We start from the raw sequence: 24,256 nt of genomic DNA on the forward strand, positions 1-24,256 counted from the left end.
GAGAAAGAGCTTGAAGTATGAAACGACCTATTTATCTTGATTACGCTGCCACAACCCCTGTTGACGCTGCTGTTGCAGAAAAAATGATGCAATGCTTAACCTATGACGGGGTGTTTGGTAATCCTGCGTCGCGGTCCCATCGCTTAGGCTGGCAAGCGGAAGAGCTGGTAGACGAAGCCCGTCACCAAATTGCTGAGCTTATTCTTGCAGACCCTCGTGAAATTGTATTTACCTCAGGGGCAACGGAATCAGATAACCTGGCTATTAAAGGGGTTGCAGAGTTTCATCAAGACAAAGGTAAGCATATTATTACTGTGTGCACCGAGCATAAAGCAGTGCTCGACGCCTGCGCTGACCTCGAACGACGTGGTTTTGACATCACCTACTTGCCCGTACAAAGCAACGGCCTGCTGGATTTAAATCAAGTTGCTGAAGCCTTTCGAGACGACACCATTTTGCTTAGCGTTATGCATGTAAACAATGAAATTGGTGTTATCCAAGACATAGCGGCGTTAGGTGCTATGTGTAAGGAGCGTGATGTACTTTTTCATGTGGATGGTGCTCAAAGCGTAGGCAAAGTACCGGTGGATGTGAATGCACTGAATATTGATCTGCTGTCTATTTCTGGCCACAAAATGTATGGCCCAAAAGGAATAGGAGCACTGTATGTTCGACGCACCCCTCGGGTTCGCCTGCAGGCACAAATACATGGTGGTGGTCACGAGCGTGGCATGCGTTCGGGAACCTTAGCCACTCACCAAATCGTTGGCTTTGGCGAAGCTGCTCGTATCGCTAAAGAAAAAGGTCAAACCGAGATGGAACGGCTTACTGGGTATCGTGACCGTTTATGGAATACCATTCAGGCATTAGGCGATGTGACCTTGAACGGCTGCTTAGAGCAGGGCGTAGGTAGCTTGCTGAATGTGAGCTTTGGTGGTTTGTGCCCCGACGCCTTGGCCATGAACTTGAGTGACTTAGCTGTGTCGTCGGGCTCGGCCTGTAATTCGGCTACTGTGGACCCTTCCTTCGTGTTACTCGCTCTTGGCCGTGAGCGGGAGTTGGCCCTTGCGACTATTCGCTTTAGTGTGGGCCGCTATACCACAGAAGAAGATATAGCGGCGGTAGAAGATATACTGAATGAAGCCATCCCGCGCTTGCGTAACAGCAAGCCTTTATGGTTGTAGCGTTATTTCTTTAACTTGTCCGCAAAGGTTTTACGAAAGCGGGCTAACTTCGGGGCAACTACAGCTGCACAGTAGGGTTGCTCCGGGTTTCGGTTAAAATAGTCCTCGTGGTGGTCTTCTGCGGGGTACCAATTTTGCAGCGGACTTATTTCGGTCACTATTGGCTGGTCAAACACCTCGTCTGCTGTCACTTCTGCAATAAATGCTTCAGCCACTTCACGCTGCGCTTCCGTATGGTAAAAAATAGCTGAACGGTATTGGGTGCCAATATCGTTCCCCTGGCGGTTCAGTTGGGTTGGGTCGTGAATAGCAAAAAGCACTTCCAGTAACTCTCGGTAAGAAATGACGGACGCGTCATACTGAATTTGCACGACTTCTGCGTGGCCTGTGTTGCCTGTGCATACAGCTTCATAGGTCGGGTTTTCTGTATGGCCACCAGCATACCCAGATTGTACCGAATGAACTCCTTGCAGTTGCTGAAATGCCCCTTCGGTGCACCAAAAACAGCCACCGCCAAAGGTGGCAATAGATAATTCAGACATATGACCTCAATTCTGTTTAGGTGTTTAGACGTCCATACTAGATGAAGAGTTACCAGCACTGCAAGCATTAAAAAACTTTAAATTGCCAGCGAGTGAAAAGTTTTCATTGGGAATTAACGCGGAGATCACGTATAATTCGCGCGAATTTTTATCACTTTGGTCATATTGGCCAAGTGGGCCTATCGACTTGGAGTATATAACATGGCTTTGGAACGTACCCTTTCCATCATTAAGCCTGACGGCGTAGCAAAAAACGTTGTTGGCGCTATTATTAACCGCTTTGAAACTGCTGGCCTGCGTGTTGTTGGTCAGAAAATGATGCACCTAAGCAAAGAAAAAGCAGAAGGCTTCTACGCTGAACACTCTGAGCGTCCTTTCTTTGGTGCGCTTGTTGAGTTCATGACTTCAGGCCCTATCGTTGTGATGGTTCTTGAAGGTGAAGACGCAGTGCGTAAAAACCGTGAAATCATGGGTGCAACAAACCCACAGGAAGCAGCTGCCGGTACACTTCGTGCAGACTACGCAGACACCATTGACGAAAACGCAGTGCACGGCTCAGACGCAGTAGAGTCAGCAGCACGTGAAATTGCTTACTTCTTCAGCGATGAAGAAATTTGCCCGCGTACACGCTAAACTATAGCAAGTCGCATTAAGCAAGCATGTTGTAAAAGGGGCTTCGGCCCCTTTTTCACCATTAAGCCGCTTGTTCTCCACACAGTATGAGGTTGTTATGTCCACCGTAAAGAAAGTGAACTTACTTGATTTAAACCGAGAAGGCGTGAAAGCGTTTTTTGCCGATATCGGTGAAAAGCCATTTCGAGCCGACCAGGTAATGAAGTGGATTTACCACTATTGTGTTGACGATTTCGAGCAAATGACAAACTTAAACAAAGCCTTACGGGCTAAGTTAAGTGAGCTTGCTGAAATTAAAGCGCCAGAAATTAAAACCCAGCAAGAGTCCGCCGACGGTACCATTAAATTTGCAATGGACTTAGGCGATGGCCAAGAAGTCGAAAGTGTTTGGATTCCAGAAGCCGACCGCGCCACCTTATGTGTGTCGTCGCAGGTAGGGTGTGCCCTTGAATGCACCTTCTGTTCGACAGGTCAGCAAGGCTTTAACAGAAATTTACGTGTGTCTGAAATCATCGGCCAAGTATGGCGTGTGAACAAGGTTTTAGGTGCTTTTGGTGAAACCAATGTAAAGGCTGTCACCAACGTGGTCATGATGGGCATGGGCGAACCTTTGCTGAATGTAAAAAATGTCGTGCCCGCCATGGAGCTCATGCTCGACGACTTTGGCTTCGGCTTGTCGAAACGCCGTGTCACTTTAAGTACCTCAGGTGTGGTGCCTGCCCTTGACGCATTGCGTGACCAAATCGACGTAGCCCTTGCTATATCGCTGCATGCGCCGGACAACGAGCTGCGTGACGAAATTGTTCCCGTGAATAAAAAGTACCCGATAGCGCAATTTTTAGAGTCGGCGCGCCGCTATGTGGAAAACTCAAAAGCGCAAACCAAAGTAACCGTTGAATATGTAATGCTTGACCATATAAATGACTCGATGGAGCAAGCGCATCAATTGGCGAAGGTACTGGAAGGTACACCAAGCAAAATCAACCTGATTCCATTTAACCCATTTCCGGGAAGTGACTATGGTCGTTCGAGCAATTCTCGTATTGATCGGTTCGCAAAGGTATTGATGGAACACGGATATGTCGTTATGGTTAGAAAAACACGAGGCGATGATATTGATGCCGCATGTGGGCAGCTCGTGGGGGATGTCGCAGATAGAACCAAGCGCCTATTAAAACGACAACAACGACAAAAGGGTGGCCAGGCAATTGCTGTAAAAGCAACGACCTAGCAAGCAAGGAGCGTAACACACGCACCATGGACTGGTAACGCGTATAAATCAGGCTCTCATGACAGTAGAAGACGAAAACATACAACAAAAACAAAGCGGTGAAGAAGCGCAGCTCGACATGCGCCTTTTTCCTGGTGATATTTTACGTGCCGCACGAGAAGCGAAAGGATTATCAACCGCAGATGTGGCTGCAAGCCTGTGTCTGCGGCAGCAGCTTATTGAAGAGCTTGAAGCGAACAAGTTCGACCCGAAAGTGGCGGTTACCTTTACCCGAGGTTACTTAAGGTCTTATGCCAAGCATGTGGAAGCGTCGGAAGAATATGTACTGAATGCGTACCATGACCTAATTGACGAAAAACCGCAGCCAAAAGATATGCGTAGCTTTTCACGCAAAAAAACCATGGAAACCCATGACAACCGTTTGATGCTGATTACCTACGTTATTGTGGCCATATTAATTGCTTCCGTGGTGCTCTTCTTCTGGCAGCAGTCCGCCACAACCAACGACTTGGAAACAACGGACATGCCGGCTACGTCAGAGCAGCAGACGGAGCAGCAAATGGAGCCGGAAGCAAGCCAAGCGATGCCGTCTGAAACACAAGACGCGTCAGCGCAAGCTGCAAACGCTGTTCCTTCCGATGCCTTCATAACGGCAGCATCGGAGCAAAGCGCAGAGCAGACGGCACAGCCGTTTGAAGACGGCGCAAATCGAGGCGGTGAAAGCCTAGCCTTAGAAAACGAATTGAGCCAGCCACCGCAAGAGCTAACTTCTGAAAGCCGTGACCTGACAAGCCCGGCAGCTGGTGAAGAACAAACCCCGACCCCTCAGCAAGCAGGTGCAGAACAAGCGGAAGAACCACTGAGTGAGCCGTTAATGAATAATGAAACAACAGCAGAAGCGACGGCCGAAAACACCCCAGTGACTCGCACTGGCTCTTTTTTAGATGCAGCCGACCCGAATGCTGGCGAGCTCGTGCTGTACTTCAAGGGTGACAGCTGGGTTGAGGTGAGCGAGCATGGAAATAATGAAAACATTTTAGCAGTAGGTACAAAGCGAAAAGGTTATAATATGCCCCTCGGCGGCGTGAGTGCGTATAATGTTATTTTGGGCGCTCCAACCGCGGTTGAAGTATATTATCAAGGTGAGCGTGTCGACTTAAGCGCACTGCCAACGAACCGAGTGGTTCCATTTCGCGTGCCAGAATTATAACCGGCCATTATTGAGTAGTTGTACATGAGTACCCCAGCGAACATTACAAGACGTAAGAGTCGCCGCATTTATGTAGGCGACGTCCCTATTGGTGACGGCGCACCCATTGCCGTACAGTCCATGACAAATACTGAAACCACCGATGTGGCGGCAACCGTGGCGCAAATTAACGCTATTGCAGCTGCCGGTGCAGATATTGTGCGGGTGTCCGTACCCACCATGGATGCCGCCGAAGCCTTTAAGCAAATTAAAGAGCAGACCCAAGTACCTTTGGTTGCCGACATTCACTTTGACTACCGTATAGCGCTTAAGGTTGCCGAATATGGTGTGGACTGCTTGCGTATAAACCCAGGCAATATTGGCAATGAAACCCGTATTCGTGCGGTGGTTGATGCTGCTCGCGAGCGCAATATTCCGATTCGTATTGGCGTCAATGCTGGCTCCCTCGAGCGGGATATTCAAGAAAAATATGGCGAGCCCAATGGCGCAGCATTGGTGGAGTCGGCCATGCGCCATGTGAATATTTTACGTGACCTCGACTTTCATGACTTCAAAGTCAGTGTCAAAGCTTCGGACGTATTTCTAGCGGTAGAAGCCTACCGCTTGCTGGCGAAAGAAATTGAACAGCCGTTGCACTTGGGCATTACCGAAGCAGGTGGCGCTCGTAGCGGTGCGGTGAAGTCTGCGGTTGGCCTTGGCATGTTATTAGCAGAAGGCATTGGCGACACCATGCGGGTGTCGTTAGCTGCGGATCCGGTGGAAGAAATTAAAGTCGCCTTTGATATTTTAAAGTCGCTGCGCATTCGTTCTCGTGGCATTAACTTTATTGCTTGCCCGAGTTGTTCACGACAAGAGTTCGACGTCATTGGAACAGTGAACGCACTTGAGCAACGTCTCGAAGACATTACTACGTCCCTTGACGTGTCCATTATTGGCTGTGTCGTGAATGGACCGGGTGAAGCAAATATTTCCAATATTGGCTTAGCAGGGGCAAAAACCCGCAGCGGTTTTTATATAGACGGCGAACGTCAACGGGAACGACTCCACAACGACGACTTAGTCGATCAGTTGGAGCAGCGTATTCGTGCCTATGTGGCGCGTGTTGACGAAACCAATAAAATACCTGTTGTTGACGCAACAGAGACCAATTAATCGTGGGCGTAACGTTTTACCTACCTGTGTAAACTCCCTATAATGCCGACACTTTACTATTAGGAAGGCTGTTGCAGTGGCAAAGCAAATTCAAGCAATTCGTGGAATGAATGACATACTGCCGGACCAAACCGGTCGCTGGCAGGCAATTGAGCAGGTTATTCGCCAGCTCGTTGCACGTTATGGCTACAGTGAAATACGTATGCCTATTGTGGAGCATACGGAGTTATTCAAACGCTCTATCGGTGAAGTCACCGATATTGTGGAAAAAGAAATGTATACCTTCGACGACAGGAATGGCGAGAGCCTCACCTTACGTCCAGAAGGTACGGCAAGCTGTGTGCGCGCAGGTAACCAGCACGGGTTGCTGTATAACCAGCAACAACGCTTATGGTATATGGGGCCCATGTTCCGTTACGAGCGTCCACAAAAAGGACGTTACCGCCAATTCCACCAAGTGGGCGTTGAAACCTTTGGTATTGCTAGTCCCGACATTGACGCTGAACTTATTATTATGACAGCCCGTTTGTGGCGTGACCTTGGCATTGCTGAGCACTTAACGTTGGAGTTGAACTCGCTGGCTTCGAACGAGGCGCGTGCGAACTATCGGGACGCACTGACAGCCTATTTGCGCGAGCACATGGACCAACTCGACGAAGACAGTGTTCGCCGTTTAGAAACCAACCCTTTGCGTATTCTGGACTCAAAAAATCCAGCCATGGCGGATATGTTGAGCCAAGCGCCTAAGCTGTCCGACTATTGGGACCAAGAGTCGCGCGAGCACTTTGAAAGTGTGTGTGCGCGGTTAGACGCAGCGGGCGTTGCTTATACGCTGAACGAACGTTTAGTGCGTGGTCTCGACTACTACAACCGAACGGTGTTCGAATGGGTCACCGACAGTTTAGGTGCGCAAGGAACTGTGTGTGCCGGTGGCCGCTACGACGGTTTAGTGGGTCAATTAGGTGGCAAAGACACCCCTGCTGTTGGGTTTGCCATGGGGCTTGAACGCTTGGTACTGATGTTGGAAGCCGCCGACACCCTGCGGGTGCCGAAACCTGTGGATGTCTTTATTGTGGTTGGCGGCGCGCAAGCGGAACTTCCAGCGCAAGCTGTTGCCGAAAAGCTACGAGACGCCTTTCCTACATTGCGTGTACACCAGCACTGTGGTGGTGGAAAGTTTGGTAATCAATTAAAACGTGCGGATAGGTCAGGCGCTGATATTGCAATCCTACTTGGAGAAAGTGAAGTAGCGGACAATACCTATACGGTGAAATTTTTACGAGGCCAAGGCGAGCAAACGACACTCGACTGGAACGGCCTGCAAGCGCTTATCAGCGGCTTAGAATTAAAATAATAAAGGGGAATAGCACGTGGCTAACAACGATGAACAAGAAGTAGAATTAGTAAAGAATTTTATTCGCGAATACGGACCTTGGATTGTTGCCGGTTTGGTGATTGGCCTTGGTTCTATGTTTGGTTGGCGCAGTTACCAAAGTGCACAGCAAGAATCAGCGCAAGCACAAACGGCGGCTTACGAACAAGCATTGGAACAAATACAGTCGCCCGAAACGGCATTTTCTGATGAACTGCTCAATACTTTAGAAGGTAGTTCACAGGCAGCCTTAACCCGCTTGCACTTAGCCAGCGCAGCAGTCGAAGAGGGCGACCTAGAAGCAGCAGCTGAACACTTACGCAAGGCGTTAGCTGAAACGTCTCGCGCTGAATTACAAGGCGTCATTGGTTTACGCCTAGCGCGCGTTGAGTTAGCGCGGGAAGAGTTCAGCGCAGCGACTTCAGCCCTAGCCCTTGTAACGGCACCAGGTTATGCGGCCTTGAAAGCGGAAGTTGAAGGCGACATTTTTGTTGCGCAAGGCCAGCTGACTGAGGCTAAAGCAGCCTATGAAAACGCAATTGCATTATCGCAGCAAGGCGCTCACCCGTTTTTACAAATGAAACTCGACAATTTGGCGGCGAACTAATGAATAAAACCTTCAAGTCGATGCTCTCAGTTGCAGCTTTAGCCTTGGTATTGGCCGGCTGCTCCTCAAAAAGCAAGCCGAACTATGCAGCTCTCACAGCCTTTACGCCAAGCGTAGAAACTGAAGTTGTCTGGAAAACCCGGGTCGGCCTGGGTACTGAAGAACACTATACAGAACTACAGCCAGCGTACGACAATGGCGTGGTGTATGCAGCAGACCGCTACGGTTTGTTGGTGGCGCATCATGCTGACACGGGAAAGCGCATATGGCAGCGCGACTTGAGTGGTGTTGAACGTTGGTTTGAGCACTTTCCACGAGGTGAGTCCGCTCGGCTTTCTGCCGGCCCAGTGATTGTTGGCGAGCGTATGTACGTGTCCTCAGAAAATGGCATTGTCTTTGCGCTTGACAAAAACACAGGCGAAACCCTGTGGGAAGGCAAGGTGAAGGGTGAAGTGATGACCGCCCCAACCGTGGCCGAAGGCTTTGTGGTGGTGCATTTAAGCAATGGCTTTATTGTGGCACTGAACGAAGAAGACGGCAGCCAAGTATGGAGCTTTGAAGACGAAACAGGCTTGCTTTCATTACGTAGTGTGTCGCGTCCTGTTATTACCAGCGGTGGTGTTGTTGTGGGTACAGGCACAGGTAAGCTACAAGTTCTGCTACTAGAAAGTGGCCGCCTCGCTTGGGAAGCTCGCGTAGCAGCTCCGCAAGGCTCTTCTGACCTAGAGCGTATTACCGACGTGGATGGTACCCCTTTGGTTGTGGGCAGTACTGTATATATTTCCGGCTATAATGGCCAAACGGTAGCGTTGGAGTTGCGCTCGGGTGAAGTGTTGTGGAAGCGCGATCAACCAAGCGCCAGTGCACCTAAGTTGGTTCGTAATCGATTGGTTTTGGTCACTCAAGAAAGCCATGTGGTGTCCCTAAACCGTGTGTCGGGTACTGAGCTGTGGCGCAACAGCGACCTTTACTTCCGAAGCCTGACCGACGTGACTGAGCATGCAGGCTACTTAGTTGTGGGCGACCGGTTTGGTTATGTTCATTGGCTGGACAGAAATTCAGGTGAATTGGTGGGTCGACTTCGTTTAGAAGAAGGCGACGCTATTCGCACGGCGCCTGTAGTAGCTGGCGAGCACTTACTCGTACAAAGCGCTGCGGGTCGTTTATATTCAATTAAATTGGTGGGTGCTGAGTAAGCACCCCCTGAGCAAAAGGACGTTTCATGTTGCCAGTTGTGGCCCTCGTCGGCCGCCCCAATGTGGGTAAATCCACATTATTTAACCGCTTAACGAACAGCCGCGACGCACTCGTGGCTGACTTCCCGGGCTTAACGCGCGACCGCCAGTATGGCTCGGCGCGTTACGACGGTTACCAGTTTATTGTTGTGGATACAGGCGGTATTCAAGGCGATGAAGAAGGCATTGACCGCGCCATGGCTGAACAGTCATTGCAAGCGGTGCATGAAGCAGACTTAGTTTTGTTCTTGGTGGACGCTCGGGACGGTTTAACCGCGTCGGACGAACACCTGGCCGACTATTTACGCCGCCAAGAGAAAGAAATTCGCTTGGTGGCCAACAAGGTAGACGGCATTGACGGTGACTCGGCCAGCTCCGACTTCTATAAGCTTGGGCTTGGCCAGGTATGGCAAATTGCAGCGGCCCAAGGCCGTGGTGTGAGCAAGTTAATGAAGGAAGCCTTTAAGCCGCTGCTTGAAGACTTCCCCGATGTTATTGCCCCTGTGGCTGAAGAAGTCGATATTGACGAAGACACAGGCTTTGTTGCACCCGACCCAGCCACGCCCATTAAGCTTGCTATTGTGGGTCGCCCTAATGTGGGCAAATCAACCTTAACCAACCGTATTCTAGGTGAAGAGCGGGTGGTGGTGTACGACGAGCCGGGTACCACCCGCGACAGCGTGTATATTCCCATGGTGCGTGACGGCCAAGCCTACACCCTGATCGACACAGCCGGAGTTCGGCGTCGTGGCCGTATCGACGAGGCCATTGAAAAGTATTCTGTTATTAAAACCCTGCAAGCCATTGAAGACGCCAACGTGGTGATTATGGTCATAGATGCGCGGGAAAGTATTAGCGATCAAGACTTAAGCATTCTTGGCTTTGTCTTGAATGCGGGCCGCTCTTTGGTGGTGGCTATTAACAAATGGGACGGCCTCGAGTCGGATGCACGGGAGTGGATAAAGCAAGAGCTTGACCGCCGCTTAGGCTTTGTCGACTTTGCCCGTATCCATTTTATTTCGGCATTACACGGCACCAATGTGGGCCACTTGTTTGAGTCAGTACAAGAAGCTTATGCCAGTGCCACGAAACGTGTGGGTACGTCTCAGTTAACGCGTATTATGGAGTCGGCTATTGATGAACACCAGCCGCCACTGGTACGTGGCCGCCGCGTAAAAATGAAGTATGCTCACGCTGGGGGATACAACCCACCCCTTATTGTTATTCATGGCAATCAGGTGAGTAATATGCCAGACAGCTACAAGCGCTACCTGATGAACTACTTTCGTCGGTCTTTGCAGCTTATGGGTACCCCAGTGAAGATAGAGTTTCGTTCTGGCGATAACCCCTTCTCAGGCCGCCGCAACAAGCTTAGCTTGTCGCAGCAGCGCAAACGTAAGCGCATGCTACGCCACGTGAAGAAGAAGTAATTTACTGCGTCTGTGTAGGAGCCTCTGGACTGTCGAGGGCTTCTACATCGATGGCGTCGTAACTGTACTCGGTTAAGCAGTAGTCACAAGACAGCACCAAACGCCCTTCGGTTTCTAATATTTCTCGTAACTCACTGCGCTCTACCGAGCGTAACGCATTTGCGGTGCGCTCCCGCGAACAACCACAATAAAAAGCGACTTCTTGCTCAGGGTATAAACGAATATCGTCTTCGTGAAATAACCGATGCAGAATGTCTTCCACCGGCAAGGTGAAAATTTCTTCCTGCGTTAAAGTACTGGCAAGGGTCGTAAAATGCTCAAAGCTTTCCTGCTGCTTTTCTTTGGCCGTGCTAGGCGCATTTTGTGCAACCGGTAGTACTTGCAGCATAAAGCCCGCAGCTTGGTGACGCTCTGGGTCTGCATGCAGCCAAATACGTGTGGACAACTGCTCAGACTGGTCAAAGTAAGTTTCTAAAGCCTTGGCCAAACTATTCCCTTCAATTTTTACCATGCCCTGGTAACGCTCACCTTGTTCAGGCGTTAGCGTTAAAATTAATAGTGCGTCGTCACCTAACATGCCTAGCAAGCTGTCGTCGGTGAGCTCAGCGCGAGTGCGAGCTAAACCGCGTAACTTTTGGTCGTGACGGCCATTCACTGTGGCAAAGTTAAGCGGACCACTCCCTTGCACCTGCACATTAATATGGCCTTCAAACTTTAATGTTGCAGTGAGTAAGCTGGTCACTGCAAGCAATTCACCAAGCAACTTGGCAACGGGGGCCGGGTAATGATGCTTGTCACATAAAGCAGCATAACTGGAGTTAAGCTGGACAAGTTCGCCGCGCACGTCGTGTTCAGCAAAAGTGAACCGATAAATGCTGTTGTGTTGTGCTGACGAAGGTGACGTTGTTGATTCAGACATAAGAGACAACCTATTGCTGCTTAAATTTAATTAAATCACGCCGCTGTTTACTGTTCGGGCGCTTCTCTGGGTGTGGATTATACAGTGCATTCGCCTTACGAGCGGCCGCATTGGCTTCCCGTTTGGCGAGGCTTTCTGGTGTTTCTTCATATAAGGTGGCTGCCTGAGTTGCATTACCGCGTTGACCGCTAATGGCTTTGACAACCACTGTCATTCGGTCGTAGCCGCGGGGTAATTCAATAGTGGCACCCACTTCAACCAGCTTGGCTGGTTTGGTACGTTGCCCATTGTAATGCACTTTGCCAGCCTGTACATGGGTACGTGCTAAGCTGCGCTGTTTAAAAAAGCGAGCGGCCCATAACCATTTATCGAGCCGTACAGAGGTTTCTGAAACATTTTGTTTCGACATAAAGTGAACGAACCCCTCATTTAATAACCTAATACAGCGTATTATGCGTGCAAGCAAAGAAAAAGTGTATCACAGTCACAGAAAAGGGAATTGAAACTGCAGAAAAACTAAGCGACTAACCAAAAATTGATGTTAATGGTATGTTGACCGGTTGTTGCTATAAGCTGTGCAGTATAGAATGAGATTCCATTGACAAGGAATATAATAATAAACGTGATGTACCTCCATAGGCTCCTTGAGTGGCTGCGCTCTCCGCGGCTGATGCAATTTGTTTTTACCAGCGTAAGCCTGGTGCTTTTGGTGTTTGCCGCATGGACGTTGGCACAGCTCACCTGGCGTTTAGCCGTGCCTGACAGCCCAGCCCCTTTAACACCCCTCAGTGCTATTGCTGTTCCTACTGTAAGCCAGCCTGTGCTTGACACACGCCGGATTAAGTCGTTGCATTTATTTGGTGAACAAGGCGCCATACAACAAGCGGCGCCCGTGCAAGACGCCCCAGTCACCCAATTAAACATTCGTCTGGTGGGGGTGACCGCCAGTACTAACCCAAACTTGTCCGCGGCCATCGTACAACAAGGCAGTACACAAACCACGTATATTCCCGGTGACATCATTGCCAATAGCCGAGCCGTGGTGAAACAAATTTTAAGCGACCGGGTGTTACTGGAAAATAACAACAGATTAGAGACTCTTTGGTTAGAAGGGCGTGATGGTGGCGAAGCCCCATTAACCCTAGTGACAGAGCCGGACACGGCTGCGCAAGAAAGCGAGGAGGCGGTTGAGCCAGAACTGACTTCGCAGCAAATGGAAATTTTAGAGCTAATAAGTATTACCCCACAGCAAAGTGAACAGGGGCTTATTGGTTACCGTTTAGCCCCCAAAGGGGACAGCACATTATTCCGTGAACTTGGCTTACGGCCGGGCGACTTAGCGGTTGCTATGAATGGTTATGACTTAACCAATATGGCCGACGCAATCGCCCTTATAAGTCAGTTAGAAGGGGCAACTCAAGCGCAAATCCGCGTTTTACGAGATGGTGAGTATGTAGATATCGATGTCTACATACCGGAAGAATAGGTGAACCGATGCAAGTATTAAAAAAGCTTTCTTGGATAACGCTAGCTGCGGCCCTTGTGGTGCTGCCAGTGCAGGCGCAAAGCGACGAGTTTTCAGCCAGTTTCCGTAACACAGACATGAACGAGTTCATTCAAGTGGTGAGCCGGAACCTGGAGCGCACTATTATTGTCGACCCAGAAGTGCGGGGCCGCGTGAATGTGCGCAGTTACGATGTGATGTCGCGGGAAGAATACTATCAGTTCTTTTTAAATGTGTTGTCCGTGTATGGCTATGCGGTCATTGAAATGGACTCGGGCACCTTGAAGATCATTCGCGACAGAGACGCTAAGAACGCCCCCTCGCAAGTCACAGAAGGCGACGAACATAGCGGCGATGAGTGGGTAACCCGCGTGGTGCCTGTTAGTAATGTGTCGGTGCGTGAATTGGCCCCCTTGTTACGTCAGCTGAACGACCAAACCGCTGGCGGCGCTGTCATGAACTATGACGTGTCCAATGTCATTATGATCACCGGGCGGGCGGCGAACGTGAACCGCTTGGCTGAAATTATTCGCCGGGTCGACAGAGTTGGCAATAAGGACGTGGACATAGTCACCCTGAAGTATGCTTCAGCAAGCGAAATGGTCCGCATAGCACAAAGTGTTTTTGTCCAGTCGGGTGGCAGTACGCCGGAAATGCTCGTGCCGCGATTAGTGGCCGACGAGCGCACCAACCGTGTGTTGGTTAGTGGCGAAGAGCGCGCGCGGGAACGCGTGGTGCGCCTAATAAAACAACTCGACCAAGAAATGGAGACCAGCGGCAATACTCGAGTGTTTTACCTGCGCTATGCCAAAGCTGAAGAAATGGTGGAGCTATTGCGTGGCATGACAGCAACCCTGATTGCTGAAGAAGGACGTGCGGCAGGTGGCACCACGGGCAGCCAAACTCGCAGCCGTCGCAGTGGAGCAGAAATTAGTATAGAAGCCCATGAGCCAACCAATGCCTTAGTGGTCACCGCACAGCCAGACATGCTCAGTGCCATTGCCGATGTGGTCGGTCAGCTCGACATTCGCCGTGCACAAGTATTGGTGGAAGCCATTATTGTGGAAGTGTTTGAAGGCGACGGTAACCAGTTTGGAATTCAGTGGATTAGCGAAGAATACGGCATGACTCAGTACTCGGGTAATGGCATGGTACCGCTTGGCCAGCTTGCGGTTGCTGCGGAACAAGCCCGTACCCAGAAAGGCTCTGAAGTAACCCGAGTGGATAACGCAGGCAATGAGTACACCACCCGCGAGCCGGACAAGCCAGGTGACTACTCACTATTAGCAAACTTACTTGGCTCAGCGAATGGACTATTGTTTGGGACAGTAAAAGACAACTGGGCCGCCGTGGTGCAAGCAGTGGCCACGAATACCAACTCCAATATTCTTTCGGCACCGAGTATTACCACCTTAGACAACCAAGAAGCGGTGTTTTTGGTGGGGCAAGAAGTGCCCATCATTACCGGTGGCACGGCCAGCTCGAATAATTCAAACCCTTTCCAAACCGTGGATAGACAAGAAGTGGGTATTCGCTTACGGGTAACGCCGCAAGTGAACGAAGGCGACTCGGTGCAGTTAATGATAGAGCAAGAAGTGTCCAGCGTTGCCGGTACCACCAGTGTGGACGTTATTTTCAATAAGCGTGAACTGAAAACCACAGTACTTGCCAACGACGGTGACACCATAGTGCTTGGCGGTTTAATTGACGAAGATGTACAAGAAAGCTTGTCACGGGTACCTGTGCTGAGCCGCATTCCAATTCTAGGGCACTTATTCAAGTCGACGAATGTGACCACGCGTAAGCGAAACCTGATGGTATTTATTCGCCCAACCATTATTCGAGACGACAACACCATGGCGGGTTTGAGCCGTCAAAAGTACAGCTATATTCGTGCACAACAGTTGGTGCAACAAGAGCGTGGCGTGTCACTGCGTAGCTCCGATGTACTTCCTGTGCTGCCAGAGTGGCCAGAAGGAACCCCCCTGCCAGAACGCTTTGAAGAGTTATTACGTGAACGTCAGCATGAATCGGTAGATGAGCGCAATGACAACTAAACCTACACAGGAAGAAATAAGCCCAGACCTTGCGGCGGAATTGGAGCCGCAATTGGAAGCCCAGCCGGTGCGCATTCCCTTTGCTTTTGCCAAGCGGTTTGGTGTGGTGTTGGTATGGGAAAACGAACAGCCGGTACTGCATATTCGTGAGCAGGCAAGTGCGCAAACCTTGCATGAAGTACGGCGGTTTTTGGGGCATGGCTTTCAAGTCCAAGCGCACCCCAGTGCCGAGTTCGACAGTATTCTAGGCTTGGCCTATCAGCGCGACTCGTCGGAAGCCAAACAACTCATGGAAGACATAGGCAATGAGGTGAACTTGTTTTCCTTAGCCGAAGAGCTGCCGAAAACAGAAGACCTGTTAGCCAGTGAAGACGACGCGCCTATTATCAAGCTCATCAACGCCATGCTGAGCGAAGCCATTAAAGAAGGCTCGTCCGATATACACATTGAAACCTTCGAAAAAGACCTGATTATTCGTTTTCGTATTGACGGTGTGCTGCGGGAAATTTTACGGCCCCATCGGAAACTCGCTTCGCTGCTGGTAAGCCGTATTAAAGTGATGGCTCAGTTAGATATAGCCGAAAAGCGAATTCCTCAAGATGGCCGGATTTCCCTGTTAATTGCCGGCCGAGCCGTAGACGTGCGCGTGTCCACCATGCCTTCGAACCATGGCGAGCGCGTGGTCCTGCGTTTGCTCGACAAAAACAATGCCCGCCTCGACTTGGTGCAACTGGGCATGGCAGAAAAAATACGGGCCACATTCAGTGAACTTATTCATAAGCCACACGGCATTATTTTGGTCACAGGGCCAACGGGCTCGGGGAAAAGTACGACCTTGTATGCGGGCCTTTCGGAAATAAACACCAAAGACCGCAATATACTTACCGTGGAAGACCCCATTGAATATGCTTTAGAAGGTATTGGCCAAACCCAGGTAAACCCGCGGGTGGATATGACCTTTGCTCGGGGATTACGGGCTATTTTGCGACAAGACCCCGACGTGGTCATGATAGGTGAAATACGCGACAGTGAAACGGCGCAAATTGCGGTGCAGGCCAGTTTAACCGGGCACTTGGTGCTTTCTACCTTGCATACCAACACGGCCGCGGGTGCACTGACCCGTTTGGAAGATATGGGCATAGAACCTTTCTTACTGTCGTCGAGTTTATTAGCCGTGTTAGCGCAGCGTTTAGTGCGAACTCTCTGCCAAGAGTGTCGGGCGGCCCATATGCCAACCGACGAAGAGCTGGCTCTGCTGGATTTGCCTGTACCAGCACAAGAACAAGACCGGCCAACCATTTACCGGGCGGTAGGGTGCGCACATTGTAATCAGACAGGCTACCGCGGTCGTACCGGTATTCATGAATTACTGGTGGTGGACGAACGGGTGCGCGAGCTGGTGCATAATGGACAAGGTGAGCAAGACATTGAACGTTATGCCAGAACCAAGTTCCCCAGTATTCGCCAAGATGGGCGCGATAAAATTCTGCTAGGCCAAACCAGCTTAGAAGAAGTTATGCGGGTTACGCGGGAGGAATAATGCCAGCCTTCTCATACCAAGCCCTCGATGCCGCAGGCAAAAAGAAAACAGGCGTGCTCGAAGCAGACACAGAGCGGCAAATACGCCAGCAGCTTCGCCAACAAGGGTTATTTCCTATTGAGGTAGAGCGAGCCGCTGCCGAGCCGCAAACAAACCAACGCAAACGCCCTTTGTTTCAGCGAGGTATTAGCACGCCCGACTTGGCCCTGATTACCCGGCAGCTAGCCACCTTGATTACAGCGGCATTGCCCATTGAACAAGCCTTGTTGGCGGTTGCCGATCAAACGGAAAAACCCCGTTTACAAAAAATGCTGATGGCAGTACGCAGCCGAGTCGTGGAAGGCTACAGCTTGGCGGAAGGGCTGGGCGACTTTCCAGCGGTGTTCGATGACTTATATTGCGCCATGGTGGCTGCGGGTGAAAAGTCAGGTCATTTAGACGAAGTACTCGAACGTTTAGCTGACTACACAGAGCAGCGACAAATGATGAAAAGTCAGGTGTTGCAGGCGGCCGTGTATCCGATCGTCCTGACCCTTGTTGCCTTAGGGGTGGTGAGCTTCTTACTTGCTGTGGTGGTGCCTGAAATAGTTGAGCAGTTTACTGATATGGGGGCGGAACTGCCCCTGGTGACCCGGGTGTTAATTCATATCAGTGAATGGATGCAGGCCTATGGCTTGTACACTTTGTTGGCACTTGCTATTGGACTGGTGGTGTGGGGCCGGCTTATGCAAAACGAACGGTTTCGTTACCGGGTGCATTGTCGGTTATTGCACTTACCCTTTGTGGGGAAACTGGTGCGTGGCATTAACACCGCGCGTTTTGCCCGGACCTTAAGCATTTTAACGGCGTCGGCCATTCCGCTGCTGGACGGGCTTTTAATAACAGCGCAAGTGATGGGCAATAAGCGCATGCGAGAAGTGGTTGAGGAAGCGGCCGACGATGTGCGCGAAGGCTCGAGCCTGCGCGCTGCGTTAGGAAAAAGTAAGCTGTTTCCACCCATGATGCTGCATATGATAGCGTCTGGCGAGCGCAGTGGTGAGCTAGAACAAATGCTACGGCGCTTAGCCGACAACCAAGACAACGAATTTTCGACCATTGTCAGTGTTAGCTTGAAAGTGTTTGAGCCGGTACTGATTATTACCATGTCGAGCATAGTACTTTTTATCGTGTTGGCGATTATTACGCCAATAATGAACTTGAACCAACAAATAGGATTGTAGTTATGGGAAGAAGTAAGCAGTCAGGATTCTCGCTGTTAGAACTTATGGTGGTGATAGTGATTCTAGGCATTCTCGCCACTATGGTGATTCCGAATGTGTTTAGTAATAGAGACAAAGCGGAGCGGCAAAAAGTTGTGTCCGACTTAACGGCACTGGAAAACGCCATGGAAATGTACCGCTTAGATAACGGCGTATACCCAACCACAGAGCAGGGCTTAGAAGCCCTCGTGCAAGAAAGTCAGCTCGACCCCAAGCCACGTAGCTTCCCTGAAGCTGGCTATATACGCCGCTTGCCTGCAGACCCATGGGGCAACCCATACCAGCTATTAAGCCCGGGCCAATACAATCGCTACGATATTTTCACCATGGGCTTTGACGGTCAACCAGGCACTGAAGACGACATAGGGACCTGGAACATGCATGACGAAGGCAACCCATAAGGAAGCCTTATGCCGCTGCTGAGTGAGAACCGCTTGCAGCCACAACAACAGGGGTTCACCTTAATTGAGCTGCTGTTGGTGGTGGCTATTATTGGCGTTGCAGCCCTTACCATAGTGCTGCAATTGCCGAGCCGTTCCCATGGAGAAAGCAGTGAAGACCTGCGCCAACAATTTGAACTTAAGTTTCATTATGCACGGGAACAGGCGTTATTACGCCATTGGGTGATAGGGGTTGAATTTAGCGAGCAAGAATACCGTTTTTACCGCTGGCAACAAGACCGCTGGCAAGCCTTTACGGAAAAGCCACTGTTGCCGGTTAGCATGCCCGAACAGGTAGACATGACGTTTCTGCCAGGCGAATTTCGTTTATTGGACAACCGCCAACAAGACGACAGCTTTTTGCAGTCGGAGCAAACGGAAAGGGACGAAGACGAGGCAGCACCCCAGCCGCAAGTTATTATATTTGAAAGCACCGAGTTTATTCCTTTTCGGCTGCAATGGGACGACCTGCATAGCCCCATAATGCAGTTAGATGCCAGCGACGGGGTACAACTAAAACGGGTTGAGGGGGCACTATGGTAAAAGCATTCACAGTCAAAAAAGCTCGTGGCTTTACTTTAGTGGAAGTGATGTTTGCTTTGGCCGTGTTTGGCTTGGCTGCACTGGCAGCGCTAATGGTAGCCACACAGCAAATCCATAGCACCCAATACCTACAAGAAAGATATTTTGCGCAGCTGGTAGCCAGCAACCAGCTGGCCGAAGCAGCGGCGCCAAGCCAGCTTAGCAAAAAATGGCCTCCGCAAAACAATGACAGCGGGAGTGTCGAGCTAGCGGGCCAAACCTGGTACTGGCAACAGCGGGTTTTAGAAACCGTCACCGACGACTTGCGAGAAGTAACCATTTCTGTTCGCACCGAAGAAAATGGCCCTGTGGTGGCTGAGCTTAGTACTTTTGTGGGGCGGCGTTAATGAAACGAGGCACAGACTGCATACAGCTGAAAGCACGAGGCTTCACCCTTATTGAAGTAATGTTGGCCATGGCCGTGTTGGCTATTATTGGCATGGCCAGCGCTTCTGTTTTTCAGCAAATGACACAGGCAGAAAGCCGCTCAAGCGAGCGCCATGCATTATTAGCCGAGTTGCAGTTTGCCTTACTGATTATCGACCGGGACGTGCGGCAACTGGTAGCTCGCAACCGTCGCGCAGAGGGACAGCAAGAATCGTTTTATATTAGTAATGATAGCCGCTTATTGGAAAGCGACAGCGGTGGCCTAGCTTTTGTCCGTGCGGGGTGGGTGAACCCGCAACAGGCCTTGCCTCGTTCAGAGCTTCAGCCTGTGGTGTACCGGGTGCGAGATCAGGTGTTGCAACGGCTGTCGCTGCCTTTTGTCGACTCTGTCAGCGGGCAACCCCAAGTGCAAGCCTTGCTTACGGGGGTGGAAAACTTTGAAGTGCAATTTACCACACCAGGCACAGGCACTCAGGTAAGTCGTTGGCAACAGGCGGAACAATTGCCGGAACAAGTGCGTATTCGTATTGAGCATGCACAACTGGGGGTGATTGAACGGGTGTTGTTAACCAGTGGTGCGCAGCCCTTGGAGCTTGTCAATGAGTAGCCAGCAGCGCAGCCAGGGGGTGGCCATTATCAGTGTGTTGCTTATTGTCGCGGTGGTGACCGTATTAGCCACCCGCATGAGTGGCCACTTACGCATGCAGATAGCCCGAGTCAGCGGCAGCGAACATGCGGAACAAGCCTATTGGCATTGGCTTAGTGCGGAGGCATTGCTACGGCAAGTGCTGTTGCGCGAGCATGAAGCGTCGGAAGGACGCACGCACTTGCAGCAAGCGTGGGCGTCGCGGCAAGGACCTTTCCCTGTGCGCGGCGGGGCCATTGGTGGCCGCGTCCGCGACTTGCACAGCTGCTTTAACTTGAACAGTCTGCACAAAGACCCAAACAATACAGCGGCGTTTGCGACCGCTGTGGAGCGTTACCAAAGTTTGCTTTCGGCCCTAGAGCTCGACGAGTACACAGCGCAAAGACTCACGGCCACGCTCGTAGACTGGCTAGATGCAGACCGAGAGTTGCACGACAGTATGGGAGCAGAGGACGCAGACTATGAGTCCTTGGCGCAACCCTATGTGGCGGCAAACAGCTTATTGGTGCACCGCTCTGAATTGCGGCAGGTGGCAGGGTACAGCCAGGCGGTGTATCAGCGGATAGAGCCGTTTGTGTGCGTCATTCCGGGCGTTACAGACTGGCCTTTAAATTTAAATACGGTCGATGCAGACCAGCCCGAAATTGTAATGGCTTATTTTCGTGGGCGGCTTGACAGGCATGCAGCTGAAGACCTACTCAGCGGTCGGCCAAGCAACGGGTATGAAACTTTAGAAAGTATAAATGCGGAGCCAGCCATTCAAGGGTTTGGCGAAGAAGGGCAATTAAATAGCGACGTGGAAGGCTTGACTTTGAACAGCCAATATTTTGAGTTGAATGCTCAAGTCAAGTATGGTGATTTAGAGTTGTATGGCACTTCGCAATTACACATTAAAGACGGTAAGGCGTGGGTACTCCACCGCTCCCGTGGAGGCTATGAGCGAGATGAGTGAAAAACTAATAATACGGCTACCAACCACCAGGGACGCACAAGTACACTGGTTGATAGCAGACGCCACAGCAGAAGAGGTGATAGCCAGTGGCGTGCTGCCAAGCCTAGAGCATTTATCAGAACTAACGGAGAAGGCCAGCAACCGCAGCTTGTATGTCACTGTAGCCAGTAACGGCATAAGCTTGCTAGAAGCTGCTGTACCTGCGAAGTCACGTCGTCACCTGCAAAACATAATACCTTTCACGCTGGAAGACGACGTTGCACAGGATATAGACGAGCTGCACTTTGCTTGGCCGAGTCACACGCCTGCGAATCAGCCCATACCTGTTGCTGTGGTAGCAAAATCACGCATGTCCTTTTGGCTCGATGCGTTGCAAGAAGCAGGGCTGCAAGTAAGCCGCTTAATCCCCGATGTGCTCTTACTCCCCTATGAGCAAGACCGCTGGACGGTGGCTGCATTTGACAGCCACTGGCTGATTCGCCAAGGGGCCTGGCAAGGGGTGCAGCTAGACCCTGAATGGCTTGAGCACCTGGCGTACCCAGAAGACGAGCTACCTGCAGAGTTACTTACCTTAGGTGAAGTACATTGGCCAGAGCACGTGCCTGTACCGGCCCCCACACGGGCTTTGGCTCAGGACTTGCCCTTACTCGCACTATTAAAGCAATGGGACACAGCCACCCTTAACTTATGCCAAGGCGCTTTTACGCAAGAGCAGCGGCAGTCTATGGACTGGGACATGCTGCGTTGGCCAGCCGCTGCTGCAGCACTCTTCATGCTGGCTTACATAAGCAACCTAGGTGTGACCTGGATGCAACTAAACCAGCAAACGGCACACATCCAACAAGCCATTGAAAGCCGTTATTTGGAACTATTCCCTGAGCAGCACCGTGTGCCCCCAGATGTGCGCCGCCGCATGGAGCAATTGGCCAGTGGCCATACCGGCGAGGGCGGCGCCTTGTTGTTAAGTATGCTAAACGACCTGGTACCGGCCTTTGAAGAAGCAGCATTGGAAGTGAGCTTATTACAGTTCGATGGCAACCGTGGCGAACTGCGAATACAAGCAACAGGCAAAAATTTTAATACTTTTGAACGTTTCCAGCGGGAAGCACGAAAACAAGCATTGGACATAGAGCAAGGGCAGTTGGTGAGCCGCAGCGGTCAAATAGCGGGGCGACTCACGGTAAGGAAACCATCATGAAAAAATTGAGACAACGTTTGCAACCTCACCTGCAGCCTTTCATCGCGCGCTGGCAAGGGCTGCAACAACGTGAGCAACGTTTACTGTTAGGCCTTGCGGCCTTGCTGGTCTTTACCACGCTTTGGCTTGGCGTCTGGAAGCCTTTGCATGAAGGGGTGGAACGGGCAGAGCAGCAGCTGCGTTCTCAGCAAAGCTATCAGGCGTGGTTTGAGCGACAAGCAGCACGTATTTACCAACAGCAAGCTGATAGCACGCATCAAGCAGGGGTACAGCCTTTGCAACAGCAGGAGCTGTCGGCTTTTTTAAGCCGTACCACGGCAGAGCTGGAATTAAACATCACCCGAATTCAGCCACAGAACGACGCGCAAGTGCTGGTGTTTGACGAAGCACACTTTACGACCCTGCTGACTCTCATAGAGCGCTTGGTCGCTCGGGGCGTTGCGATTGAAAGCCTTGATGTGTCGGAAACTAATACACCGGGTGTGGTGCGTGTCCGTCGCTTACAAGTAAGGGTTGAAGCTTAACATGGTGAAGCAAAACAAGAGAAAAAATCGGATCGGCCTAGCCTTGGTGATCAGTGTTTACTTGGTGGGGCTGCTGGTGTTTTTACCGGCTCGTCTGGTCATGGCGCTGGCGCCCTTGCCGGAGCATGTGCAATTGCAAGGTGTGCAAGGCACTTTGTGGAAAGGGCAGGCACAGCAAATACGCATCCAGCATCAGTATATGGAGCAGGTTTCATGGGATGTGTTTCCGCTCGCACTGCTTGCCGGGCAGCTAGCAGCAGATATCCAGATAGGGCAAAGCCCGGTCAACCCGGTGCGGGGGCAAGCCCACGTGGTTATGTCCCTTTCCGGTCAGCAGCTAACGCTCACCGATGCACGCTTTCAAGGTGAATTAGGGCATTTAGCCCGTTGGCTGGACATACCCGACCTCGTTCCTTTGCAAGGCGAGGTGGTTCTCGGAGTAACCGAGTTTGCGCTCGGCCAACCGATATGTTCTCATTTAAATGCGCGGCTAGCCGCTTATGAGGTGGAAACCCTTATGGGAACTCGTTGGCAAGCGCTGGGTGACTATTCAATGCAGCTGGCGTGTAGCAATGGCTTAGTACAAGTAGACATGGACCCAAGCAATTATCTTGGCCTGCGTGTGCAAGGTGACTTTGCACCAGGTAATGTGGATTTGGCTGTCACCATGCAGCCTACAGCCATGGCACCTACCGCCATTCACGACTTGTTGCAGCTGGTGGGTCGACCAAACCAACAAGGGCAATACAGTTTTAGGTTTCAACTTTAGGCTTACCCTTACACACTTAGGTTCATAACAAAAAGGTGAACAAACCATGAAAGAAATACTAACCTGGTTCAGCGAAAACCAAGACATGCTTATCGCGTTTGGTATTAAAGCCTGTGTGGCTGTGCTCATTGTTATCGGTGGCTTTATTCTAGCCCGCGTCATTTCGGGCAGTATGATCAAACGCTTAGACAAAACCAGCATTGACAATATGGTGGTGTCCTTTCTGGCAGGTATTGTGCGAACCCTAATTATTATTGCGGCGCTGCTTATGGCGCTGTCCCATGTGGGTGTGCAAACTACGTCCTTTATTGCCATTTTAGGTGCCGCTGGTTTAGCCATAGGTTTAGCCCTGCAAGGCTCCCTTTCGAACTTTGCTTCCGGTGTAATGATTATGATTTATCGCCCCTTTAAGTCCGGCGACTATGTGGACGCGGGCGGCATTGCCGGAACCGTTCAGCGCATCGAATTGTTCACCACCATTCTAAAAACACCGGACAATAAAAAAGTCGTCGTACCGAACGCCCGTATTACTTCAGCGGCTATTACTAACTTTTCGCACAACCCAACGCGCCGCGTCGACATGGTGTTTGGGGTGTCTTACGACGCTAATTTGCAAGAAACGAAGCAGCTGTTTCACGACCTGCTGATGGCGGATGATCGGGTACTAAAAGACCCAGCACCCACGATTGCAGTGTCTGAGTTGGCGGACTCGTCGGTGAACTTTATTGTGCGCCCGTGGGTAAACAGTGCGGACTACTGGGGCGTGTACTGGGACTCGATGGAAAAATTCAAAGACGCGCTCGACAAGGCGGGCATTGGTATTCCATACCCGCAAATGGATGTTCATATGCATCACAGTAGTGCAGAAAGCGAAGAAAAATAA

General features: G+C 50.9%; 25 protein-coding genes. 22 read left to right on the plus strand and 3 right to left on the minus strand.

Annotated elements, in window-relative coordinates:
- The first annotated feature begins 17 nt into the window (after positions 1–17).
- Positions 18–1,184, plus strand: a complete 1,167-nt coding sequence (locus CWE15_RS06080; protein ID WP_126757187.1) for an IscS subfamily cysteine desulfurase — start codon at positions 18–20, stop codon at positions 1,182–1,184.
- A 2-nt stretch (positions 1,185–1,186) separates the two neighbouring features.
- Here CWE15_RS06080 and msrA read toward each other — a convergent pair whose 3' ends face one another.
- A complete protein-coding gene (msrA, locus tag CWE15_RS06085) occupies positions 1,187–1,726 on the minus strand; it encodes a peptide-methionine (S)-S-oxide reductase MsrA (RefSeq protein WP_126757188.1) in 540 nt (179 codons plus the stop codon).
- 201 nt (positions 1,727–1,927) lie between these two features.
- On the opposite strand from msrA, the gene ndk reads away from it, so the two are divergent.
- From ndk to der, 8 genes are all read left to right on the plus strand, one after another.
- On the plus strand, positions 1,928–2,359 hold the full coding sequence (gene ndk, locus CWE15_RS06090) for a nucleoside-diphosphate kinase (protein WP_126757189.1): 432 nt from the start codon (positions 1,928–1,930) through the stop codon (positions 2,357–2,359).
- Between the two features lie 97 nt (positions 2,360–2,456).
- The gene (gene rlmN / locus CWE15_RS06095; protein ID WP_126757190.1) at positions 2,457–3,590 is read left to right on the plus strand and encodes a dual-specificity RNA methyltransferase RlmN; all 1,134 of its coding nucleotides are present in this window, start codon (positions 2,457–2,459) and stop codon (positions 3,588–3,590) included.
- Positions 3,591–3,648: 58 nt separating this feature from the next.
- A complete protein-coding gene (locus tag CWE15_RS06100; RefSeq protein ID WP_126757191.1) occupies positions 3,649–4,800 on the plus strand; it encodes a RodZ domain-containing protein in 1,152 nt (383 codons plus the stop codon).
- Positions 4,801–4,824: 24 nt separating this feature from the next.
- Positions 4,825–5,952 (plus strand): flavodoxin-dependent (E)-4-hydroxy-3-methylbut-2-enyl-diphosphate synthase, encoded by a 1,128-nt coding sequence (ispG, locus tag CWE15_RS06105; protein WP_126757192.1) that lies wholly within the window; start codon positions 4,825–4,827, stop codon positions 5,950–5,952.
- A gap of 76 nt (positions 5,953–6,028) precedes the next feature.
- Positions 6,029–7,306 (plus strand): histidine--tRNA ligase, encoded by a 1,278-nt coding sequence (gene hisS / locus CWE15_RS06110; RefSeq protein ID WP_126757193.1) that lies wholly within the window; start codon positions 6,029–6,031, stop codon positions 7,304–7,306.
- A gap of 16 nt (positions 7,307–7,322) precedes the next feature.
- The gene (locus CWE15_RS06115; protein ID WP_126757194.1) at positions 7,323–7,931 is read left to right on the plus strand and encodes a YfgM family protein; all 609 of its coding nucleotides are present in this window, start codon (positions 7,323–7,325) and stop codon (positions 7,929–7,931) included.
- Positions 7,931–9,127 carry an outer membrane protein assembly factor BamB gene (bamB, locus tag CWE15_RS06120; RefSeq protein WP_126757195.1) on the plus strand — a complete coding sequence of 399 codons (1,197 nt, stop codon included), beginning with the start codon at positions 7,931–7,933 and terminating at the stop codon, positions 9,125–9,127. Before CWE15_RS06115 ends, bamB begins: the two co-directional genes overlap by 1 nt.
- A gap of 26 nt (positions 9,128–9,153) precedes the next feature.
- Positions 9,154–10,596, plus strand: coding sequence for a ribosome biogenesis GTPase Der (der, locus tag CWE15_RS06125; RefSeq protein WP_126757196.1), 1,443 nt, complete (start codon positions 9,154–9,156; stop codon positions 10,594–10,596).
- A 1-nt stretch (position 10,597) separates the two neighbouring features.
- Here der and hslO read toward each other — a convergent pair whose 3' ends face one another.
- Entirely contained in the window at positions 10,598–11,515 is a 918-nt protein-coding gene (hslO, locus tag CWE15_RS06130) for an Hsp33 family molecular chaperone HslO (protein WP_126757197.1), read from the minus strand.
- Between the two features lie 10 nt (positions 11,516–11,525).
- Positions 11,526–11,924, minus strand: coding sequence for a ribosome-associated heat shock protein Hsp15 (gene hslR / locus CWE15_RS06135; RefSeq protein ID WP_126757198.1), 399 nt, complete (start codon positions 11,922–11,924; stop codon positions 11,526–11,528).
- Between the two features lie 216 nt (positions 11,925–12,140).
- On the opposite strand from hslR, the gene gspC reads away from it, so the two are divergent.
- The 13 genes from gspC to CWE15_RS06200 are packed head-to-tail and all read left to right on the plus strand — an operon-like array spanning position 12,141 to position 24,256.
- Positions 12,141–13,001, plus strand: coding sequence for a type II secretion system protein GspC (gene gspC, locus CWE15_RS06140; protein WP_241971862.1), 861 nt, complete (start codon positions 12,141–12,143; stop codon positions 12,999–13,001).
- Positions 13,002–13,009: 8 nt separating this feature from the next.
- A complete protein-coding gene (gspD, locus tag CWE15_RS06145) occupies positions 13,010–15,076 on the plus strand; it encodes a type II secretion system secretin GspD (RefSeq protein WP_126757200.1) in 2,067 nt (688 codons plus the stop codon).
- Positions 15,066–16,616 carry a type II secretion system ATPase GspE gene (gene gspE / locus CWE15_RS06150; RefSeq protein ID WP_126757201.1) on the plus strand — a complete coding sequence of 517 codons (1,551 nt, stop codon included), beginning with the start codon at positions 15,066–15,068 and terminating at the stop codon, positions 16,614–16,616. Before gspD ends, gspE begins: the two co-directional genes overlap by 11 nt.
- Positions 16,616–17,836 (plus strand): type II secretion system inner membrane protein GspF, encoded by a 1,221-nt coding sequence (gene gspF, locus CWE15_RS06155; protein ID WP_126757202.1) that lies wholly within the window; start codon positions 16,616–16,618, stop codon positions 17,834–17,836. The genes gspE and gspF overlap by 1 nt, the downstream gene beginning before the upstream one ends.
- A 2-nt stretch (positions 17,837–17,838) precedes the next feature.
- On the plus strand, positions 17,839–18,276 hold the full coding sequence (gene gspG / locus CWE15_RS06160; protein WP_126757203.1) for a type II secretion system major pseudopilin GspG: 438 nt from the start codon (positions 17,839–17,841) through the stop codon (positions 18,274–18,276).
- A gap of 9 nt (positions 18,277–18,285) precedes the next feature.
- Positions 18,286–18,858: a type II secretion system minor pseudopilin GspH gene (gene gspH / locus CWE15_RS06165; protein WP_126757204.1), complete on the plus strand. Its 573-nt coding sequence runs from the start codon at positions 18,286–18,288 to the stop codon at positions 18,856–18,858.
- Positions 18,852–19,244, plus strand: coding sequence for a type II secretion system minor pseudopilin GspI (gspI, locus tag CWE15_RS06170; RefSeq protein ID WP_126757205.1), 393 nt, complete (start codon positions 18,852–18,854; stop codon positions 19,242–19,244). Before gspH ends, gspI begins: the two co-directional genes overlap by 7 nt.
- Positions 19,244–19,891 (plus strand): type II secretion system minor pseudopilin GspJ, encoded by a 648-nt coding sequence (gene gspJ, locus CWE15_RS06175; RefSeq protein ID WP_126757206.1) that lies wholly within the window; start codon positions 19,244–19,246, stop codon positions 19,889–19,891. Before gspI ends, gspJ begins: the two co-directional genes overlap by 1 nt.
- Complete coding sequence (gene gspK, locus CWE15_RS06180; RefSeq protein WP_126757207.1) at positions 19,884–20,882, plus strand: type II secretion system minor pseudopilin GspK; 999 nt, start codon at positions 19,884–19,886, stop codon at positions 20,880–20,882. The genes gspJ and gspK overlap by 8 nt, the downstream gene beginning before the upstream one ends.
- The gene (gene gspL / locus CWE15_RS06185) at positions 20,866–22,080 is read left to right on the plus strand and encodes a type II secretion system protein GspL (protein ID WP_157980723.1); all 1,215 of its coding nucleotides are present in this window, start codon (positions 20,866–20,868) and stop codon (positions 22,078–22,080) included. The genes gspK and gspL overlap by 17 nt, the downstream gene beginning before the upstream one ends.
- On the plus strand, positions 22,077–22,604 hold the full coding sequence (gene gspM / locus CWE15_RS06190; RefSeq protein ID WP_126757209.1) for a type II secretion system protein GspM: 528 nt from the start codon (positions 22,077–22,079) through the stop codon (positions 22,602–22,604). Before gspL ends, gspM begins: the two co-directional genes overlap by 4 nt.
- A 1-nt stretch (position 22,605) precedes the next feature.
- Entirely contained in the window at positions 22,606–23,373 is a 768-nt protein-coding gene (locus tag CWE15_RS06195) for a type II secretion system protein N (protein ID WP_126757210.1), read from the plus strand.
- 46 nt (positions 23,374–23,419) lie between these two features.
- Positions 23,420–24,256 carry a mechanosensitive ion channel domain-containing protein gene (locus tag CWE15_RS06200; protein ID WP_126757211.1) on the plus strand — a complete coding sequence of 279 codons (837 nt, stop codon included), beginning with the start codon at positions 23,420–23,422 and terminating at the stop codon, positions 24,254–24,256.

Origin of the sequence: Aliidiomarina taiwanensis, from assembly GCF_003987015.1 — a bacterium.
GTDB classification, from domain to species: Bacteria; Pseudomonadota; Gammaproteobacteria; order Enterobacterales; family Alteromonadaceae; genus Aliidiomarina; species Aliidiomarina taiwanensis.

What these genes read in the sequence shown, in the direction of transcription:
- CWE15_RS06080 (WP_126757187.1), top strand. Translation starts at nt 18, where the DNA reads ATGAAACGACCTATTTATCTTGATTACGCTGCCACAACCCCTGTTGAC.
- msrA (WP_126757188.1), bottom strand. Translation starts at nt 1,726, where the DNA reads ATGTCTGAATTATCTATTGCCACCTTTGGCGGTGGCTGTTTTTGGTGC.
- ndk (WP_126757189.1), top strand. Translation starts at nt 1,928, where the DNA reads ATGGCTTTGGAACGTACCCTTTCCATCATTAAGCCTGACGGCGTAGCA.
- rlmN (WP_126757190.1), top strand. Translation starts at nt 2,457, where the DNA reads ATGTCCACCGTAAAGAAAGTGAACTTACTTGATTTAAACCGAGAAGGC.
- CWE15_RS06100 (WP_126757191.1), top strand. Translation starts at nt 3,649, where the DNA reads ATGACAGTAGAAGACGAAAACATACAACAAAAACAAAGCGGTGAAGAA.
- ispG (WP_126757192.1), top strand. Translation starts at nt 4,825, where the DNA reads ATGAGTACCCCAGCGAACATTACAAGACGTAAGAGTCGCCGCATTTAT.
- bamB (WP_126757195.1), top strand. Translation starts at nt 7,931, where the DNA reads ATGAATAAAACCTTCAAGTCGATGCTCTCAGTTGCAGCTTTAGCCTTG.
- der (WP_126757196.1), top strand. Translation starts at nt 9,154, where the DNA reads ATGTTGCCAGTTGTGGCCCTCGTCGGCCGCCCCAATGTGGGTAAATCC.
- hslO (WP_126757197.1), bottom strand. Translation starts at nt 11,515, where the DNA reads ATGTCTGAATCAACAACGTCACCTTCGTCAGCACAACACAACAGCATT.
- hslR (WP_126757198.1), bottom strand. Translation starts at nt 11,924, where the DNA reads ATGTCGAAACAAAATGTTTCAGAAACCTCTGTACGGCTCGATAAATGG.
- gspC (WP_241971862.1), top strand. Translation starts at nt 12,141, where the DNA reads ATGTACCTCCATAGGCTCCTTGAGTGGCTGCGCTCTCCGCGGCTGATG.
- gspD (WP_126757200.1), top strand. Translation starts at nt 13,010, where the DNA reads ATGCAAGTATTAAAAAAGCTTTCTTGGATAACGCTAGCTGCGGCCCTT.
- gspE (WP_126757201.1), top strand. Translation starts at nt 15,066, where the DNA reads ATGACAACTAAACCTACACAGGAAGAAATAAGCCCAGACCTTGCGGCG.
- gspF (WP_126757202.1), top strand. Translation starts at nt 16,616, where the DNA reads ATGCCAGCCTTCTCATACCAAGCCCTCGATGCCGCAGGCAAAAAGAAA.
- gspG (WP_126757203.1), top strand. Translation starts at nt 17,839, where the DNA reads ATGGGAAGAAGTAAGCAGTCAGGATTCTCGCTGTTAGAACTTATGGTG.
- gspH (WP_126757204.1), top strand. Translation starts at nt 18,286, where the DNA reads ATGCCGCTGCTGAGTGAGAACCGCTTGCAGCCACAACAACAGGGGTTC.
- gspI (WP_126757205.1), top strand. Translation starts at nt 18,852, where the DNA reads ATGGTAAAAGCATTCACAGTCAAAAAAGCTCGTGGCTTTACTTTAGTG.
- gspJ (WP_126757206.1), top strand. Translation starts at nt 19,244, where the DNA reads ATGAAACGAGGCACAGACTGCATACAGCTGAAAGCACGAGGCTTCACC.
- gspK (WP_126757207.1), top strand. Translation starts at nt 19,884, where the DNA reads ATGAGTAGCCAGCAGCGCAGCCAGGGGGTGGCCATTATCAGTGTGTTG.
- gspL (WP_157980723.1), top strand. Translation starts at nt 20,866, where the DNA reads ATGAGCGAGATGAGTGAAAAACTAATAATACGGCTACCAACCACCAGG.
- gspM (WP_126757209.1), top strand. Translation starts at nt 22,077, where the DNA reads ATGAAAAAATTGAGACAACGTTTGCAACCTCACCTGCAGCCTTTCATC.
- CWE15_RS06195 (WP_126757210.1), top strand. Translation starts at nt 22,606, where the DNA reads ATGGTGAAGCAAAACAAGAGAAAAAATCGGATCGGCCTAGCCTTGGTG.
- CWE15_RS06200 (WP_126757211.1), top strand. Translation starts at nt 23,420, where the DNA reads ATGAAAGAAATACTAACCTGGTTCAGCGAAAACCAAGACATGCTTATC.